This window comes from Nonomuraea sp. NPDC054003 (assembly GCF_055585125.1).
The window spans coordinates 374,030-391,331 of the sequence record NZ_JBVJKR010000001.1; the positions used below are offsets into that span (position 1 = coordinate 374,030).

Consider the following 17,302-nt stretch of genomic DNA (forward strand, 5'->3'; position numbering starts at 1 on the left):
GGTTCGGAGCAGGAGGAGATGCGCGGGTGGCAGGGAACACGAGTGTGCGGCGGAGCCAGCACGAACGCACCAGGGCGACCACGGGCGCCTTGGTCGCGGCGGCGCGCGAGCTCTTCATCGGCGACGGCTTCTCCGCCACCGCGGTGGACGAGATCTGCGCCAGGGCCGGCGTGACCCGCGGCGCGTTCTACCATCACTTCAGCAACAAGGAACACATCTTCCGCGAGGTCTACGCCGCCGACCAGAAGGCGCTCGCGGCGATCGTCAGGCAGGCGTTCCAGGCCCAGCCGGATCCGTGGGACGGGGTGGCGGCGGGCTGCCGGCGGCTGCTGGAGGCGTCACTCGAACCCGCCGTGCGCAAGATCACCCTGGTCGAGGCGCCGGGCGCGCTCGGCTGGTCCGCGATGCGCGACATCCAGGCCGGGTGCAAGGAGCAGATGCGACGCGGGCTCGCCATCGCGATCGAGGCCGGGTGCATCCCGGACCGGCCGCTGGACCCCGCCACCTCGCTGCTGTACGGCGGGATCTGCGAGAGCGCCCTGGACATCGCACGCGCCCCGGACCAGCGTGCCGCGCTGGAGGAGTCGCTGGCCGAACTCGACCTGGTGCTCGCCGGCGTCGCCCGCCGTCCGGCTCCGGGCTGCGCGCACACGACTTAGGGGTCAGCGGCGGCCGAGGCCGAGCCGGCGGGCGACGCGCGCCATCAGCTGGGACATCTTGGACGGGAACGCGTCGGGCTCCGGGACGGTGACGGGGCGGACGCGGCCGTTGTGAATGGCGCTGATCTTCCAGCCGGCCGCCGTCCGCGCCAGGACGATGGTCTGCCGCGACAGCCGCCGCGCCGGAAGCGTGGCGCGCCACGGCATCAGGACGGAGGCGGTGCCGTGCGCGACCGCCACGTCCGGCGTGAGGTGGCGGACCGACTCCAGCTCGCCGACCAGCGCCGAGCCGGCCAGGACGCCGCGGAAGAGTTTGTCGTGGTTGCGCTCGTGCTCCAGGCGGCCGCGGGCGATGGTGCCGTCGTAGGAGACGTAGTCGGAGTCGTCGGTGAACAGCGCGCCGAACGCCTCGGCGTCACCCGCCGTCCAGGCCGCCAGGAAGTCGGCGAAGAGCCTTTCGATCTGGGCGGTGTCGGTGAGGGTGGTCGGGCGCATGGCGGTGCCTCCGCAGGATGATATCGTTGGTTCGATCAGCGAAATGTACGATATCAGAAAGTTTCGAATGTCGAAGAATAGCGTCATCGGAGAGATCGCCATGGAGCTCCGGCGGTTGCAGCGGAGCTTCGACGCCTTCGACGAGGCGGCCGCCGACCGGCTCGGGCTCAACCGCACCGACCTGCGCTGCCTCGACGTGGTGCTGGCCGGCGGCCCGCTGCCCGCGGGTCGGCTCAGCGTCGCGCTGAAGCTCAGCCCGGCCGCCACCACCACGGTCATCGATCGGCTGGAGCGGGCGGGCATGGTGTCGCGTGCGCCCGATCCGGGCAACCGCCGCCGCGTCCTGGTCGCCGCGACCGACGCCGCCCGCTCGGCCGAGGCGGAGATCTTCGTCCCGGTCGGCCGGGCGGGCGCCCAGGCGCTGCAGAAGTACGGGCCTGACGAGTTGGCCGTCATCCTCGATTTCCTGCGTACCGCCCGCGAGGTCCAGGAGGAGCAGGCCGCCCGGGTCAGAACCTCGTCCTGAGCCTCAGGCCCGGGGGATGTCCTTGCCCGTGGGCCGATACTCGCTCAGCAGGATCCGGCCGTCCAGGACGCGGTGACCGGTCAGTTCGAGGTCGGCGGACGTGATGCCGGCGAACGCCGGGTCGCGGCCCGCGTCGCCGGCGAACAGCGGGAAGGTCATCAACCGGAGCCGGTCGACCAGGCCCGCGCTGACGAGCTGACGGGCCAGGGACAGGCTCCCCATCGTGCGGAGCGGCACCGCGCTCCCGTCCTTCAGCCGCCGGATCTCATGCGCCAGGTCGCCGCGGAGGATCCTGGTGTTCGGCCAGGCGACCCGGGACAAGGTCGTGGAGAACACGACCTTGTCCAGCTCGACCAGCCGCTGCCACGACTCGTCCTTGGCCTCGTCGGGAAGTCCCGCCAGCGCCTCGTAGGTGCGGCGGCCCATCACGACCAGCTGTGGCGCGTCGCTCTCGGCGTTGATCCACTGCTCGAGCTCGGGCCCGAAGTAGCCGAAGTATCCGGGCAGCCCATCACTTCCCGCCCATCCGTCGACCGACAGGAAGATGTCGACGATCAGGTCACTGGTCATGGTCCGCTCCTCTGTCCGGGGTAGCTACTTGCAAAAGTGAAGCATGCTTGTAGAAGTGAAGTCAACGACCTAGGATGTGCTCGTGCGTACTCGCGAATACGGCCAGTACTGCGGCCTGGCCCGCGCCGCGGAAGTCCTCGGGCAGCGCTGGACGCTGCTGATCCTCCGGGACCTGCTGGTGGGGCCGCGCCGCTACTCCGACCTCGCGGCGGGCCTTCCCGGCATACCGACCAACATCCTGGCCACGCGCCTGAAGGAGCTCGAAGGCGACGGGCTGGTGACCAGGGAGCTGCAGGGCGGGCAGGGCCGATCGGTCGTCTACCGGGCGACTCCGCGGGCGGGGGAGCTCGCGCCGGCTCTGGACGCGCTCGGCCGCTGGGGCGCCGCCGCGATGCGCGATCCGCACGAGGGCGAGGTGGTCACCGAGGCCGCCCTGGTGGCCGGGCTCAGGGTCGCCGCGGGCGGGGGAGAGGCTCCGCCGGAGAGGCGGAGCCGGGTGTACGTCGTGAGGTCGGGCGAGGCGGTCGCGTGCGCGACGGTCCGCGACGGCACGGTCGCGGTCGAGGCCGGCGGGCATCCCGATCCCGACCTGGTCGTCGTCGCCGGGCCGGGCTTCCGCGACCTGCTCGCGGGCGTGCTCGACGCCGGCGCGGCCGTCGCGTCCGGGGCGGTGACGCTCAGCGGGGACGCCGCGCTGCTCGCCGAGTTCTCGGCGACGTTCCGCGTCCCCTACACCGACGCCGTCGCCACCTGACGCGGGGCCCGTCCGGCCCGGCGACATCGACCGGGCGCGACGGTAGATTGGCGCCAGGAGAACCGGTACGGAGGATCGATGTCGCAGGTCGAGGTCCGGTTGCTGCCCGCTGCCGCCGGTGGCGACGCGGCGCTCGTCGGTGAGCTGACCGAGCTGGTCAACCGCGTCTACACCGCTTCGGAAGAGGGATTGTGGGCCCGCGAGGTCTCCCGTACGAGCACGGAGGAGATGGCGGAGCTGATCCGCGCCGGGGAGATCGCGGTGGCCTGGCTGGACGGCCGGGTCGTGGGCGGCGTCCGGGTGCGGCGGCTGGAGGGCGGGGAGGCCGAGTTCGGGATGCTGGCCACCGATCCCGCTTACCGGGGCGCCGGCATCGGGTCGCGGCTGGTGGGGTTCGCCGAGCGGCTGGGCCGTGAGCGGGGCGCGGAGGTCATGCAGCTGGAGCTGCTGGCGCCACGGGAGTGGGCGCATCCCTTCAAGGAGTACCTGAACGAGTGGTACACCCGGATCGGCTACCGGGTCGTGCGCGTCGGCTCTCTGGAGGAGAGTCACCCCGACCTCGCGCCGCATCTGGCCGGTTCCTGTGACTTCCGCATCTACCACAAGGATCTCCGCCCGTCCTGACGGCGGTGGTCGCGCCGCGATGCCGGCCCTGATGGTGCCAGTCATTGCAGTCATTACTGCAATGACTGTACGGTGGAGGCATGGTTGGTGAGAGCGTCCACATCCCTCAGCCCGAAGGCAGCCTGCGCGTCATCGTGCGCGGCGACACCGGTCCTCCCGTGCTCCTGCTCAGCGGCGCCGGCAACGACAACGCGCTGCTGAGCTGGCGGCACGCGATCCTGGCTCTCGCCGCGGAGCACCGGGTCCTCGCCCTCGACTGGCCCAAGCAGGGCGAAAGCAAGCCGTGGCAGGGCTTCGCGGGCCACGACCGGATGATCGAGTGCGTCACCGCCGTGCTCGACCACTTCGGCCTGCGGCAGGCGGCGCTCGTCGGCCTGTCCCAGGGCGGCGCCATCGCGCTGGCGTACACGATCAGGCATCCGGAGCGGGTGTCGCGGCTCGTCGCGCTCGCGCCCGCGGGCGTGATCTCGTTCCCGCCCGTCGTCCACCAGATGCTCTGGCTCACCGCCAAGTCGCGCCTGCTCAACCGGACCATCCCGTCGCTCGTCTTCCGGAGCCGGGCCACCTGCGCGTGGTTCGCCAGGCGAGCCCTGTTCGCCGGGCCGGTCGCCGACTTCGAGGAGATCGTCGACGAGTACCACGCCGACGTCCTCGCCAACGGGGCCGGCTCCTCCGACTGGCAGAACGACTCGATCGGGTTCCGCCGGATGCGCGTCGACCTCCGGCCCGAGCTGCCCACGATCAGCTGCCCCACGCTGTTCATCCAGGGCAGCCACGACGCGGGCGTGCGGCCCCGGCACACCCGGGCCGCGGCCGGGCTCGTGCCCGGGGCGAGGTTCGAGCTCATCGAGGGCGCGGGCCACTGGTCCAACCGGCAGGAGCCCGAGCGGGTCAACGCCCTCATCACCGGCTTCCTGCGCGAATCACCGGCCGATGGGCGCGGGGACCCCGGCGAGAACACGACAATGAGATCATGACCGAGCCAACGGACGCCGAGCTCGACTTCGTCGACGACGTCGCGGCCTTCTTCGCCGCCGAGGGCCTGCCGCACATCGCCGGGCGGGTCATTGGGTGGCTGCTCATCTGCGACCCGCCGGAGCAGAGCGCCGCCCAGCTCGCGCAGGCGCTGCAGGTCAGCCGGAGCTCCATCAGCTCCACGACCCGCCTGCTCACGCCGAGCGGCCTGGTCGAGGGCGTGCGCAGGCGCGGCGACCGGCAGGAGTACTTCCGCATCGCCGCCGACGGCTGGAGCCGGATGCTCGCCAACCGCTACGCCAAGACCACGGCCTTCCGCCAGGTGACCGAGCGCGGCCTCACCGTCCTGTCCGGCGCCGCGCCCGGACGCCGCGAGCGGCTGGCGAACGTCGCCGAGCTGTACCGCTTCCTGGAGAGCGAGCTCCCCGCCCTCTGGGACCGCTGGGAGCGGCGCCGGTCCTGACGGTCAGGGCAGGACGCGGCCCACGTGGTAGCGGACGGCGGCCAGGGCCGCGTCCGGGTCCCGGAGGCCGAGCATGATCTCCGCCGTGAGGCCCTCGACCAGCGCCAGGAACACCACCGACTCGTGCCCGGGATCGAGGTCGCCCGCCGCCTGGCCGGTCCGCTGCGCCTCGCTGATCAGATCCGCCACCCGGTCGTGCAGCCAGGCCTGACCCTCCCGCAGCGCCTCGGCCAGCTCGGGCACGGCTCCGGCGCGGGCCCCGAACGCCTGCCCGGTCCGCCGCTCGGCCCTGCGGCGGTCGTCCAGCGGCAGCATCTCCGTCGCCATCGACACCAGGAAGCCCCGCACGTCCACGGACGCGAAGTCGACCCCGGCCGTGATCCGCGCCGTGACCTGCTCGCCCAGGTAGGCGACCACGTACCGGAGCATCTCGTCCTTGGTGCGCATGTAGTACTGCACCGCGCCGAGTGACATGCCCGCCTCCGCCGCCACGTCCCGCAGCGTGGCGGCGTCGAGACCGTCGCGGCCCGCGATGCGCAGCACGGCCTCGGCGATGTGCCGGCGGCGCTCGTCGTGGTCGACCTTCTTCGGCACGGGCCCTCCCTTATTTCATACCTGTGTATTAACATACAGCAGTATGGGAACGCTGGCATTCTTCGCCCCGGCCGCCGCCGGCCACGTCAACCCCACTCTCGGCCTGGCCGCCGAGCTGGTGCGGCGGGGCCACCGCGTCACGTACGCCACCACGGAGGAGTACGCGCCCCGGGTCGCCGAGACCGGCGCCGAGGTCGTCCCGTTCACCTCGTCCTGGGAAGCGCTCAAGGGCCGGCCGGCGCCGCAGATGCACGGCCGGGAGTTCATCCGCGCCACCCGCATGCTTCTCGGCGAGACCAAGGCCGTGCTCGCCCAGCTCGGCGACGGCGAGCGCCCCGACCTGGTCGTCCACGACGGCCCGATGGCCTGGTGGGGCCGCGTCCTGGCCCACCGGTGGGACGTCCCGTCCGTGGAGACCTGGCCGAACCTGGTCGGCAACGAGCACTGGTCCATGCACCTCAAGTACACGACCTTCAACCCGCTCAGCCCCGGCTTCCTGGTCCTGTTCGCGCGCCTGGCCGCCTTCCTGCGCAGGGAAGGGCTGGGCGCCGACGTCCAGGGATTCATGCAGGGCTCGCGGGCGGAGCTCCGGCTGGTCATGCTGCCGCGCGCCTTCCAGTACGCGGGCGAGACCTTCGGCCCCGGCTACCGCTTCGTCGGCCCCGCCCTGACCGGCCGCGCCTTCCAGGGTGACTGGCAGCCGCCGGACGACCTGCCCGTGGTCCTGGTCTCTCTCGGCACGGGGTACAACGACCGGCCCGATTTCTACCGTACGGTCCTGGAAGCGGCGGCCGGGCGCCCGTGGCGCGTCGTGCTCGCGACGGGCGCGGCGGACCCCGCCGGCCTGGGCCCGGTCCCGCCCAACGTCGAGGTGCACCGGCAGGTGGCGCAACTCGCGGTGCTGCGGCACGCCCGCGCCTTCGTCACCCACGCCGGGATGGGCGGCACCATGGAGGGCCTCCATCACGGCGTGCCCCTGGTGGCGGTGCCGCAGATGGCCGAGCAGCGTGCCAACGCCGACCGCATCGCCCAACTCGGCCTCGGCAAGACTCTCCCGCCCGGCCAGGTCACGGCCGGGACGCTGTGGCAGGCGGTCGAGGACGTTTCCTCGGACCCCCGCGTACGGGAGAGGCTCGACTGGATGCGCGGCGAGATCGAGGCGGCGGGCGGCGCCACCGCCGCCGCCGACGAGATCGAGAAGCTGATGCGCGCACCGGGAGACGGCGCTGGGTGAGGACGAGAGCCCGCCTCGTCCCGCACCCGCGGCTCGCGCTGGGCGTTCCTCCGGGCCGGTGGCCTGGGCAGGCTACCGGGCGCATCGGGGCGGCTAGCCGCGTGGCAGGGCGCGGAAGACCCGCTGCGCGTAGTAGGCGGAGCCGGCGAGCAGGAGCAGGCCGGAGAGGACCCCGCTGACGATCGGGACCCAGGCGACCGCCTCCGTCCACACCATGGCCAGGCCCGCGAGGCCGAGGACGGTGAGACCGGCGCCGGGGACGAGGATGCTGACCTCCCGCCACACCGGCCACAGGGCGACGAAGTGGATGCCGACCACGAGGGCGATCCAGGCCACGCCCGACTGCTCCGGCCAGCCGAGGGCGTCCAGCACGCGGAGGCCGCCGAACAGGGCCAGCGCTTCGAGTACGACGATCACCACGTACCTGCGGTTGAACATGCCGCCGGGCGCGCCGCCGGGTTCCGCGGCGCCGCCCCGGGTGCGGCGGCCGGCGAGGAACCACAGGACGACCACGCTCGCGAGCGCGAGCCCCGCGATGACGCGGAGCGCCGTACCGGCTGACGGGGGGAGGGGCGCGTTCGCGTTGATCGCCACGAAGACCATGCCGAACACGGCCCCGATCAACACTCCGCTCAGTCTCTGCACGGTCGTTGATCGTATCCAGATACATGCCCTCTTGAGACCATGCGACTGGATTGAGGAACGATGACCCGTTCTGTGCCCGTGGTGCCGCCCCCGGCGTCGCTCCTGGGAGGTCTGGCGGCGCCGGTCGGGAGATGGTTCGACTGCTCTCCAGAATCGGCGCAAATATGGACAAATGGGCGGTGTGGTAAATCGGTCTAAATGGGGATTTTTGTAGTTCGGCACGGGCTGGCCTGATTATCTTACATGGTAGTACTTTGCTGGTAGCTGGCAATATCGGCGGGTTCGGCCAGAGGGTCACGGGTATTTCCGTACAAGTCGTGCAGAGGCGAAGCGCCAAGAAAGTAATAGCAGAGCCCTAGACGTATACGGAAAGAAAAATGACCAGACCAAACACGCAAAAGACAAATCGCCGGAACGGCCTGCTGTGGGTAGCCGCGGCCACGGTCGCTCTCGCGGCTCCCCTGGCTTCGACGGGACCCGCGTACGCAGGCACGGCCGACTGGCCGGGCCCCAACAGCACCATGTCCGACCAGCGCAACGACCAGTGGCACGAGGACGACTCGGCCGAGGAGGCCTGGGAATCCCGCGACCACGAGGACGCCGGGCACCGCGAGGACTCCCCGAACTACGAGGACACCCGGCACCGCGAGGAAGCCCACGAGTCGGCGCACCACCCGCATTCCTGGAACCAAGAGGACGAGCCTGGCTACGAAGAGGCGGAATACCGCGAGGACGAGCCTGGCTACGAGGAAGCGGAATACCGCGAGGACGAGCCTGGCTACGAGGAAGCGGAATACCGCGAGGACGAGCCCGGCTACGAAGAGGCGGAATACCGCGAGGACGAGCCCGGCTACGAGGAAGCGGAATACCGCGAGGACGAGCCGGCCCACCACGAATCCTGGGGCCACGAGGACGCGCCGGAGTACGAGGACGCCTGGGGCCGTGAGGACGGGCCGGAGTACGAGGAAGCCTCGTATCGCGAGGACGGGCCGGCCGACCACGAGTCGCGGAACCGTGAGGACGGGCCGGAGTACAGGGACGCCTGGAGCCGTGAGGACGGGCCGGAGCGCGAGATCTCCTGGAACCGTGAGGACGGGCCGGAGTACAGGGACGCCTGGAGCCGCGAGGACGGGCCGGAGCGCGAGATCTCCTGGAACCGTGAGGACGGGCCGGAGTACAGGGACGCCTGGAGCCGCGAGGACGGGCCGGAGCGCGAGATCTCCTGGAACCGTGAGGACGAGCCCGAGTACGAGGACGCCTGGAGCCGCGACGACGAGCCGAACTACGAGGAAGCCGCGAACCGCGAGGACGAGCCCGAGTACGACGACTCGTGGGGCCGTGAGGACGAGCCGGAGTACGAGGACGCCTGGAGCCGCGAGGACGGGCCGGACCACGAGGACTCCTGGGACCGTCAGGGACCCGCGGACCGCGAGCCGATGATCGCCGAGGTCGCTGACCCGCAGGACCAGCCGGAGCCCAGCGACGCCGAGCCGGTGGGGACCCAGGCCGAGAACGAGGCCGAGAAGGCCGCCCGGCCCGAGGACCGGAGCGCCAACAACGCACAGGCCACCAACAACTACGTGTCGGTGATCCTCCCCAGCTACGGTGCGCTCTTCACCCCATGGCTGGCCACCGTGGACCAGTTGAACGCGGACAGACAGAACGCCTTCGGCCAGAACGCGTTCGGCCAGACCATGGAGGGCCTGTACGTCGAGGGCCAGGACGCTGAGGGCCAGGACGCTGAGGGCCAGGACGCTGAGGGCCAGGACGCTGAGGGCCAGGACGCTGAGGGCCAGGACGCTGAGGGCCAGGACGTCGAGGCTCAGGACGTGGAGGGTCCGGACGCTGAGGACCTGAACGTCGAGGGCCAGGACGCCGAGGGCCAGGACGCTGAGGGCCAGGACGTCGAGGGCCAGGACGCTGAGGCTCAGGACGTGGAGGGTCCGGACGCTGAGGACCTGAACGTCGAGGGTCCCGACGCTGAGGGCCAGGACGCTGAGGCTCAGGACGTGGAGGGTCCGGACGCCGAGGGCCAGGACGCTGAGGCTCAGGACGTGGAGGGTCCGGACGCCGAGGGCCAGGACGCTGAGGCTCAGGACGTCGAGGCTCAGGACGCCGAGGGCCAGGACGTCGAGGCTCAGGACGCCGAGGGCCAGGACGCTGAGGCTCAGGACGTGGAGGGTCCGGACGCTGAGGACCTGAACGTCGAGGGTCCCGACGCTGAGGGCCAGGACGCTGAGGGCCAGGACGCTGAGGCTCAGGACGCCGAGGGCCAGGACGCCGAGGCTCAGGACGTCGAAGGTCAGGACGTGGATGGCCAGAAGCTGGACGGCCGGAGTGCCCACCAGCTGACCGAGGACGGCCGGCTCTCGCTGGCGTCGCTCCTCGGTTTCTCGCCGGCCCAGCAGTTCTTCCTGCCGTACAGGAACATGCAGCAGACGGCGTGCGCGGTCGCGGGCGGCAACTCCCTGCCGGCCAGCTGCCCGTCCCTCGTCCACAGCGCGTAGCGGATCATCGCTGACGGAGCACCAACCCTCCAGCCCGGGCGGGCGCCGCGTTCAGCGCGGCGCCCGCCCGCAGGCGTTCCGGGCCGCGCCAGGACGAGGCAGGCGCCCGCGACGGCAGGTGTTCGGGTTGTCCCAGATACGGGGAACCGCACGGACCGGAAACCGGACGACCGTTGCCTACCCGGCACATGATCCGGTCCGGTCACAGGTCATACTTCCGGCATGGCGCCGCGTATCCCCTCCCCGGTCGACTGGCTCGTGGCGGGCGTCGTCGGGCTGTTCGCGGTGGCCGAAGAGATCGGCGAGCGCACCGCCGCCCCCGACCGGCAGGACGCGGCGTGGTGGATCGCCGCCGGGGTCGCCGCGGCGGTGCTCGTGCTGTTCCGCAGGCGGGCGCCGTTCGGGGTGCTGTCCGCGTACACGATCGCGAACGTCGCCGGGTTCCTGCTGGTCGCGGACGTGGCGGCGGCGTGGCAGTACTACACGCAGCTGCTCCTGCTGTTCACGCTGCTGAGCGAGGTGCGCCCGCGTGACCGGCGGGCGGTGACGGGGCTGGCGATGACCGGCGTCTTCGTGGCGGCGATGCTGGCCGCGTCCTCGAACGCGCCCGGGTGGGGCGACGTCGCGGTGGCCGTGGTCATGACCACCGTCGCGGCCGGCGCGGGCATCGCGGTGCGGCGCTACCGGGCGCTGGCCGTGCGGGCGGCGGAGCGCGGCGAGCTGCTCGCCCGCGAGGCCGTCTCCGCCGAGCGCGCCCGCATCGCCCGCGAGCTGCACGACATCGTGGTCCACAGCGTGAGCGTGATGACCATGCGCACCGGCGGGGTCCGGCTCATGCTGGGGCAGGAGCGGGCGCCCGAGCGGGAGATCCTGGCCACCGTCGAGGCGACCGGCCGGGAGGCGGTGGAGGAGCTGCGGCTCATGCTCAACCTGCTGCGCGGGCCCGAGAGCGACGGGACCGTGCCGATCGCGGGGCTCGACCGGCTGGACGAACTGGTGGACCAGGTACGCGCCGCCGGCCTGACGGTGAAGACGGAGATCCACGGCGAACCGGTGCCGCTGCCGCCCGCGCTGGACCTGTCGGCCTACCGGATCCTGCAGGAGGCGCTGACGAACACGCTCAAGCACGCCGGGCCGGCCGACGTGACGGTGACGGTCGGTTACCGGCCGCGCGAGCTCACGCTGGAGGTGGTGGACCGGGGGCCGTCCGGCCCGCCGCCCCGGCCGGGCGAGAGCGGCTACGGGCTGGTCGGGATGCGCGAGCGGGTGGCGATGTTCGGCGGGACGCTCGCCGCGGGGCCGGTCCCGGAGGGCGGGTTCCGGGTGCGGGCGGTGCTGCCGGTGTGAGCGTCCCGGGCCGGAAAAATCTCTGGCGGCCGTGTCGATCCGGCGCGGAGGCGTTCGACGCGTCGGTGAGACGACGAACGGCACCCTGAAAGGACGCTGTCATGCAGAAGATCACCACCTACCTCTGGTTCGACCACCAGGCCGAGGAGGCCGCCACCTTCTACACCTCGCTCTTCGCCGGCTCCCGGGTGGTGGGGGTCCAGCCGGGGCCGGACGGCAGGGCGATGATGGTCACGTTCGAGCTGGCGGGGCAGCGCTACCTGGCGCTCAACGGCGGCCCGGCCCACACCTTCAACGAGGCGATCTCGCTGCTCGTCGACTGCGAGTCGCAGGAGGAGGTCGACGAGCTGTGGGGCAGGCTCACCGAGGGCGGCGAGGAAGGTCGGTGCGGGTGGCTGAAGGACCGCTACGGCCTGTCCTGGCAGATCATCCCCAGGGAGCTGCCCGAGCTGCTGAGCCACCCCGACCCCGAGGTCGCGGGGAAGGTGGCGCAGGCGATGATGGGCATGAGCAAGATCGACGTGCGGGCGCTGCGCGACGCGGCCAAGTCCTGACCCTCGGGGGGCCGGCGGGCGAGCCGCCGGCCCCGCGCCGGGTCAGTCGACCGCCATCTCGCCCAGCAGCGACCAGTCGTCCTGCGGGATCGTGGTGTTGACGATCCGCGGCGTCTCGGCCAGGTGCGGCGGCAGGTCCTGCTGGGCCTTCCTGAAATGGTCCGACTGGACGTGCGCGGCGCCCGCGTCGGCGTCCTTGAACGCCTCCACCAGCACGTACTCGTTCGGGTCGTCCAGGCTGCGCGACCAGTCGAACCACAGGCAGCCGGGTTCGGCGCGGGTGGCCCGGGTGAACTCGGCGGTGACCTCGGCGAACCGGTCGGCGGACTCGGGCCGGACGCGGAACTTCGCGGTGATGAAGATCATTTGCTCTCTCTCGTTACGGTACGGGGTCCTCACCGATGGTAGGGCGGGCGAGCCTGATCAGCCCGGCTCGCGGGTGGCGTGCTCCGGCGGGACGGTCGGCTTCGGTGTCGGGCCGGACCGCTTGGGCGACGGGGTCGACGTGGGCGTCGGCGAGCCGACCGGCGACGACGGCAGGCCGGAGAACCTGCCCTGCCGCGCCATCACGGGCACCGCCATCCGCACCGCGCCCGCGTCGCGGAACGTGAACGTCATCGGCACGTAGTTGCCGAGGATGCCGCTGGCCATGCCGATGGGCTGGTCGGGCCGGGTGGCGGCCTCGAAGGGGCGCAGTTCGACCGGCCCCACCAGCCGGACGGTCCCGCCGCCCTCCACGGTGACCCGCTCCAGCAGGTCGGGCCGGTCGCGGTTGCTGATCAGCACCGCGTACAGGGCCTGCCGGCCCGCGGGTGACGCGGCGGGTGACGCGGTGGACATCTCGCCGAGCAGGAACGCGTCGCGTACGTGCACCCCCTGCACGTCGCCGTTCGCCCCGTCGTTCCCCGGGCGGTTCAGCCGGGCGGGGTCGTTCGGGTCGACCGAGCTGGAACAGCCGGTCGCCGCCAGGACCAGTGCGGCGGCGCAGGCGAGCAGCCGCGCTGACATGCCAGTGGACATGATTGGCCGCTACCCGGGCCCTCCTCGGTGAACCGCGCCCCGGCACGATCATGACGGAAACCGGGGACAACCGGGAGCCGCCGCCTACCGCGCCGCCGCCGCCCCGCCGCGAGGTTTCGCGTCACGCCGGGACGGGCACGCGTCGTCTACGCTCGGCTCACGAGCCGGACCGAGGTTGAGGGGGAATCTCCGTGACTGGCGAACTCGCGGGAGTGGCGGGGCTGCTGTACGAGTTCGGGCTGCTCAAACGCTACAAACGCACCGGCTGGCTGGTGGCCGGGGTGCGCGATCCGGAGAGCATCGCCGACCACTCCTTCCGCACCGCCGTCATCGCCGGGATGATCGCCAAGCTGGAGGGCGGCAACCCGGAACGGGCCGCGTTCATGAGTCTCTTCCACGACACGCAGGAGACCCGCATCACCGACATCCCGTACATCGGCAAGCGCTACCTCAAGCCCGCCTCCAACGAGGAGGTCACGGCCGACCAGACGCGCGGCCTGCCCGGCGAGGTGGCGGAGATGGTGAGCGGCGCGGTCCGTGAGTACGAGGAGAAGGACAGCCTGGAGGCGGTGTGCGCGCGTGACGCCGACAAGCTGGAGTGCCTGATCCAGGCGGTCGAGTATCGCGAGCAGGGCAACCAGAACGTGCAGCCGTGGATCGACAGCTCGCTGGCCGCGCTCAGGACCGTCACCGGCAAGCGCCTGGCGGAAGAGGCGCTGCGCACCGGCACGCTGAAGTGGATCACACCGGTGCTCAACGGCGACTGATCACGGCACGCGAAAGGCCCCGGTCCTTGCTCACTGACCGGGGCCCTGTCGCGCTTGATCTCCCAGGATCTCCATGACACTTCATATCACGAAATTTCTCCGTACGAGTCAGAATGCGGGATATGAGGTGAAACTCCCGAAATTAAATCGGTTGTGATCGCGCGCGCCGGTCTGCTGAGCTGTGCGGCGGAACGGCATCCCGTGAGCGAGGAGCAGAAATGCGAGCGACTTTCATGTCCACCCAGCTGAAGACTTCCTTCTACGCACAGGACATGACGCTCCGTGAAAACACTCAACCTCGGGATCCTCGCGCATGTCGACGCCGGTAAGACGAGCCTGACCGAGCGGCTGCTGCACGCCGCCGGGGTCATCGACGAGCTCGGCAGCGTCGACCAGGGCAGCACCCGCACCGACACCCTCGCGCTCGAACGCCGGCGCGGCATCACGATCAGATCCGCCGTCGTCTCCTTCCCCATCGGCGACGTGACGGTCAACCTCATCGACACGCCGGGCCACCCCGACTTCATCGCCGAGGTCGAGCGCGTGCTGGACGTGCTCGACGGCGCCGTTCTGGTGGTCTCCGCCGTCGAGGGGGTGCAGGCCCAGACGCGCGTGCTCATGCGTACGCTGCGGCGGCTCGGCATCCCCGCGCTGATCTTCGTCAACAAGATCGACCGGCGCGGCGCCGCGTACGGTGAGGTGCTGGACGCCGTCAGGGCCCGGCTGGCCCCGTCGGGCGTCGCCATGTCGGCCGTCACCGGCCTCGGCACCCGCGCCGCCGCCGTCACCCCCGCCGCCGACCCGCGCCTGGCCGAGCTGCTCGCCGACCACGACGAGACCCTGCTCGCCGCGTACGTGGACGACCGGCCCATCACGGACCGGCGGCTGCGCCAGGCGCTCACCCGGCAGGCGCGCGACGGTCTGGCGCATCCGGTGTTCTTCGGCTCGGCCATCACCGGGGCGGGCGTGCCCGCGCTCATGGACGGCATCCGCGACCTGCTGCCCGCCGCCGAAGGCGACGCGTCGGGGCCGCCGTCCGGCGCCGTGTTCAAGGTCGAGCGCGGGCCCGCGGGGGAGCGCCTCGCCTACGTCCGCATGTTCTCGGGCACGCTCCGGGTCCGCGACACCGTTCCCGGCCACGGCAAGGTGACGGCGATCGGGGTGTTCGACCGCGGCACCGCCGTCCGCGCGGACGCGGTCGGCGCCGGTCGGATCGGCCTGCTGTCGGGGCTCGGCGGCATCCGCGTCGGCGACTACATCGGCGACTACATCGGCGACCAGTTCGCCGACCAGTTCGCCGATCAGCACGCCGATCAGCACGCCGATCAGCACGCCGACCACGCCGCCGACCACGTCATCGATCACCACGCCGATCGTGTCGCCGATCGTGTCGCCGATCGCGTCGGCATTCGCGTCGGACCGGCTCGCGGCCGTGCGCGCCGCCACTTCGCGCCGCCGTCGCTGGAGACCGTCGTCACGCCCGTCCGGGCCGCCGACCGGGGCGCCCTGCACGCCGCGCTCACCCAGCTCGCCGAGCAGGACCCGCTGATCGGCCTGCGGCAGGACGACGTCCGGCAGGAGACCTACGTCTCCCTGTACGGGGAGGTGCAGAAGGAGGTCATCCAGCAGACGCTGGCCGAGGAGTTCGGGCTGGAGGTGACGTTCGAGGAGACCACCACGATCTGCGTCGAACGCCCGGCCGGCACCGGCGCGGCGGCCGAGTTCATCGCCCAGGGCGGCAACCCGTTCCTCGGCACGGTCGGGCTGCGCGTCGAACCCGGGCCGATCGGGTCGGGGGTGACGTTCCGGCTGGCGGTCGAGCTGGGGTCGATGCCGTACACGTTCATGCGCGCCGTCGAGGAGACGGCGCGGCAGACGCTCCAGCAGGGACTGCACGGCTGGGAGGTGATCGACTGCGCTGTCACCCTCACCCACACCGGCTACTGGGCGCGGCAGAGCCACTCCCACGGCGTGTTCGACAAGAGCATGTCCAGCACCGCCGGCGACTTCCGCAACCTGACGCCGCTGGTGCTGATGGACGCGCTGAAGCAGGCCGGCACCCGCGTGCACGAGCCGCTGCACCGCTTCCACCTGGAGATCCCCGCCGACCTGCTGGGCGGAGTGCTGCCGGTGCTGTCGCGGCTGCGCGCCGTCCCGACGGGCTCGCGGCCGCACGGCGACACGTACCGGATCGAGGGGACGGTGCCGGCGGCGCTGGTGCACGGGCTGGAGCGGGCGCTGCCGTCGCTGACCCGCGGCGAAGGCGTCCTGGAGACCGCCTTCGACCGCTACCAGCGGGTGCCGGGGCCGCCGCCGGCCCGTCGCCGCATCGGCCACGACCCGCGCAACCGGAAGGAGTACCTGCTGCACGTGGTGCGCATGGTCTAGGCGGACCCGGAGCGCGCGGGGGCCGGCGCCGACCGCCACGGCAGCTGGTACGCCCACTGCCACGCGGCCTCGATCGGCCCCCGGCTGAACCGCCGCAGCCAGAGCGTGGACAGGGCCATGAACAGCGCGCAGACGGCCAGCCACGCCACCGGCACCCACCAGGGCCGCAGCCAGTCGAGCCGGGCGGCCAGCCCGAGCCCCCAGCCGTAGCAGAGGGCCGAGGCGACCACGTTCTGGAAGACGTAGCAGCTCAGCGCGGTCCTGCCCACGTTGGACAGGCCGCGGCGCAGCGGCCCCGGCGCGGCGTCCCGGCGCACCAGCGAGGTGATCAGGGCGAGCAGGCCCAGCGCCACCAGGGGCGGCAGCAGGTACCGGTCCACCAGGAACCAGCCGGGGCCGGCGAACGTGGTGACCAGGTTGAGCGGCAGCCCTGCGCCCAGGCCGATCGCCATGAGCCTGCGCCGCAGCGCCGCGCCGCGCTCGGTGCCGTCGAACACGCCCGCCCGCAGCAGCCGGGCCCCCAGCAGGAACAGCACGACGCCCAGCGGCACGATGAACACCGCCTCCGCCCGGTACACCCCGGCCAGCTCGATCCGGGACGCCACCTGGTCCAGGTAGGACCCCTCGGTGAACAGCGAACCCGGCGAGGATCCGGCCAGGGAGGCTCCGCTGTAGAGGAGCGCGGCCGTGGCCAGCCCCACGAACAGCACGAACAGCGACCCGACGGCCGCCATCCAGGCGGTCACCACCCGGTCGCTCCGCCCGATCAGGTACGCGACCACGATCGCGGTCACCCCGTACCCCATGAGCACGTCGTACTCGAAGACCAGCACGTAGTGCAGCAGCCCCTCGGCGAACAGCAGCGCCGCCCGCCACAGGTAGCGCCCCGGCCAGCGCAGCCCGCGCCGCCGGGCCGAGCGGTACTGCAGCTCCAGCCCGACGCCGAACAGCAGGGTCAGCAGCGCCAGGAACTTGCCGTTGGCGAGGAAGCGCAGGAACGACTCCAGCGCCCCCGCCTGCCCCAGCGCCCCCGCCAGATCGGCGGGCCCGCCCGGGCTGGTGAAGATCCAGATGTTCGTGCCCAGCGTGCCCGCGATCGCCGCGCCCCTGAGCACGTCCAGTGCTTCGATCCTGTTGCCTGTCACCTTTCCACGATGCCGTCGCCCAGCGGGGAGAAGGT

General features: G+C 71.9%; 19 protein-coding genes. 12 read left to right on the forward strand and 7 right to left on the reverse strand.

What is annotated here, in order from left to right; all coding sequences use genetic code 11:
- The first annotated feature begins 26 nt into the window (after positions 1–26).
- On the forward strand, positions 27–659 hold the full coding sequence (locus ACZ6YG_RS01545) for a TetR/AcrR family transcriptional regulator (RefSeq protein ID WP_397197676.1): 633 nt from the start codon (positions 27–29) through the stop codon (positions 657–659).
- A gap of 3 nt (positions 660–662) precedes the next feature.
- On the opposite strand, the gene ACZ6YG_RS01550 is transcribed toward ACZ6YG_RS01545, so the two are convergent.
- Positions 663–1,154: an SgcJ/EcaC family oxidoreductase gene (locus tag ACZ6YG_RS01550; RefSeq protein ID WP_466016906.1), complete on the reverse strand. Its 492-nt coding sequence runs from the start codon at positions 1,152–1,154 to the stop codon at positions 663–665.
- 67 nt (positions 1,155–1,221) lie between these two features.
- Here ACZ6YG_RS01550 and ACZ6YG_RS01555 point away from each other — a divergent pair, with 67 nt between their 5' ends.
- Positions 1,222–1,680, forward strand: a complete 459-nt coding sequence (locus ACZ6YG_RS01555) for a MarR family winged helix-turn-helix transcriptional regulator (RefSeq protein ID WP_466016907.1) — start codon at positions 1,222–1,224, stop codon at positions 1,678–1,680.
- Between the two features lie 3 nt (positions 1,681–1,683).
- Here the strand turns inward: ACZ6YG_RS01555 and ACZ6YG_RS01560 are convergent, their stop codons facing one another.
- Positions 1,684–2,250, reverse strand: coding sequence for a dihydrofolate reductase family protein (locus ACZ6YG_RS01560; RefSeq protein WP_466016908.1), 567 nt, complete (start codon positions 2,248–2,250; stop codon positions 1,684–1,686).
- A gap of 82 nt (positions 2,251–2,332) precedes the next feature.
- Here ACZ6YG_RS01560 and ACZ6YG_RS01565 point away from each other — a divergent pair, with 82 nt between their 5' ends.
- From ACZ6YG_RS01565 to ACZ6YG_RS01580, 4 genes are all read left to right on the forward strand, one after another.
- The gene (locus tag ACZ6YG_RS01565; RefSeq protein ID WP_466016909.1) at positions 2,333–3,004 is read left to right on the forward strand and encodes a winged helix-turn-helix transcriptional regulator; all 672 of its coding nucleotides are present in this window, start codon (positions 2,333–2,335) and stop codon (positions 3,002–3,004) included.
- 78 nt (positions 3,005–3,082) lie between these two features.
- Positions 3,083–3,628: a GNAT family N-acetyltransferase gene (locus ACZ6YG_RS01570; RefSeq protein ID WP_466016910.1), complete on the forward strand. Its 546-nt coding sequence runs from the start codon at positions 3,083–3,085 to the stop codon at positions 3,626–3,628.
- A gap of 80 nt (positions 3,629–3,708) precedes the next feature.
- Positions 3,709–4,605: an alpha/beta fold hydrolase gene (locus ACZ6YG_RS01575; RefSeq protein ID WP_466016911.1), complete on the forward strand. Its 897-nt coding sequence runs from the start codon at positions 3,709–3,711 to the stop codon at positions 4,603–4,605.
- The gene (locus ACZ6YG_RS01580) at positions 4,602–5,066 is read left to right on the forward strand and encodes a GbsR/MarR family transcriptional regulator (protein WP_148030219.1); all 465 of its coding nucleotides are present in this window, start codon (positions 4,602–4,604) and stop codon (positions 5,064–5,066) included. The genes ACZ6YG_RS01575 and ACZ6YG_RS01580 overlap by 4 nt, the downstream gene beginning before the upstream one ends.
- 3 nt (positions 5,067–5,069) lie before the next feature.
- Here ACZ6YG_RS01580 and ACZ6YG_RS01585 read toward each other — a convergent pair whose 3' ends face one another.
- Positions 5,070–5,660, reverse strand: coding sequence for a TetR/AcrR family transcriptional regulator (locus ACZ6YG_RS01585; RefSeq protein ID WP_219550348.1), 591 nt, complete (start codon positions 5,658–5,660; stop codon positions 5,070–5,072).
- A gap of 43 nt (positions 5,661–5,703) precedes the next feature.
- On the opposite strand from ACZ6YG_RS01585, the gene ACZ6YG_RS01590 reads away from it, so the two are divergent.
- Positions 5,704–6,894: a macrolide family glycosyltransferase gene (locus ACZ6YG_RS01590; RefSeq protein ID WP_466016912.1), complete on the forward strand. Its 1,191-nt coding sequence runs from the start codon at positions 5,704–5,706 to the stop codon at positions 6,892–6,894.
- Positions 6,895–6,987: 93 nt separating this feature from the next.
- On the opposite strand, the gene ACZ6YG_RS01595 is transcribed toward ACZ6YG_RS01590, so the two are convergent.
- Complete coding sequence (locus tag ACZ6YG_RS01595; RefSeq protein ID WP_222708869.1) at positions 6,988–7,539, reverse strand: hypothetical protein; 552 nt, start codon at positions 7,537–7,539, stop codon at positions 6,988–6,990.
- A gap of 521 nt (positions 7,540–8,060) precedes the next feature.
- On the opposite strand from ACZ6YG_RS01595, the gene ACZ6YG_RS01600 reads away from it, so the two are divergent.
- The 3 genes from ACZ6YG_RS01600 to ACZ6YG_RS01610 all read left to right on the forward strand — a co-directional run bounded on the left by ACZ6YG_RS01600 (position 8,061) and on the right by ACZ6YG_RS01610 (position 11,947).
- Positions 8,061–10,046, forward strand: a complete 1,986-nt coding sequence (locus tag ACZ6YG_RS01600; RefSeq protein WP_466016913.1) for a hypothetical protein — start codon at positions 8,061–8,063, stop codon at positions 10,044–10,046.
- A gap of 222 nt (positions 10,047–10,268) precedes the next feature.
- The gene (locus ACZ6YG_RS01605) at positions 10,269–11,393 is read left to right on the forward strand and encodes a sensor histidine kinase (RefSeq protein ID WP_466016914.1); all 1,125 of its coding nucleotides are present in this window, start codon (positions 10,269–10,271) and stop codon (positions 11,391–11,393) included.
- 101 nt (positions 11,394–11,494) lie between these two features.
- Positions 11,495–11,947, forward strand: a complete 453-nt coding sequence (locus ACZ6YG_RS01610) for a VOC family protein (protein WP_466016915.1) — start codon at positions 11,495–11,497, stop codon at positions 11,945–11,947.
- A 42-nt stretch (positions 11,948–11,989) separates the two neighbouring features.
- Here the strand turns inward: ACZ6YG_RS01610 and ACZ6YG_RS01615 are convergent, their stop codons facing one another.
- Both ACZ6YG_RS01615 and ACZ6YG_RS01620 read right to left on the reverse strand, forming a co-directional pair.
- Positions 11,990–12,313, reverse strand: a complete 324-nt coding sequence (locus tag ACZ6YG_RS01615) for a putative quinol monooxygenase (RefSeq protein ID WP_148030224.1) — start codon at positions 12,311–12,313, stop codon at positions 11,990–11,992.
- Positions 12,314–12,370: 57 nt separating this feature from the next.
- Positions 12,371–12,955: a hypothetical protein gene (locus tag ACZ6YG_RS01620; RefSeq protein ID WP_271277865.1), complete on the reverse strand. Its 585-nt coding sequence runs from the start codon at positions 12,953–12,955 to the stop codon at positions 12,371–12,373.
- A gap of 203 nt (positions 12,956–13,158) precedes the next feature.
- On the opposite strand from ACZ6YG_RS01620, the gene ACZ6YG_RS01625 reads away from it, so the two are divergent.
- The gene (locus ACZ6YG_RS01625; protein WP_148030226.1) at positions 13,159–13,734 is read left to right on the forward strand and encodes an HD domain-containing protein; all 576 of its coding nucleotides are present in this window, start codon (positions 13,159–13,161) and stop codon (positions 13,732–13,734) included.
- A 282-nt stretch (positions 13,735–14,016) separates the two neighbouring features.
- On the forward strand, positions 14,017–16,122 hold the full coding sequence (locus ACZ6YG_RS01630; RefSeq protein ID WP_466016916.1) for a GTP-binding protein: 2,106 nt from the start codon (positions 14,017–14,019) through the stop codon (positions 16,120–16,122).
- Here the strand turns inward: ACZ6YG_RS01630 and ACZ6YG_RS01635 are convergent.
- Complete coding sequence (locus tag ACZ6YG_RS01635) at positions 16,119–17,267, reverse strand: DUF418 domain-containing protein (protein ID WP_466016917.1); 1,149 nt, start codon at positions 17,265–17,267, stop codon at positions 16,119–16,121. The two genes, ACZ6YG_RS01630 and ACZ6YG_RS01635, sit on opposite strands and share 4 nt — an antisense overlap.
- Positions 17,268–17,302 lie beyond the last annotated feature (35 nt).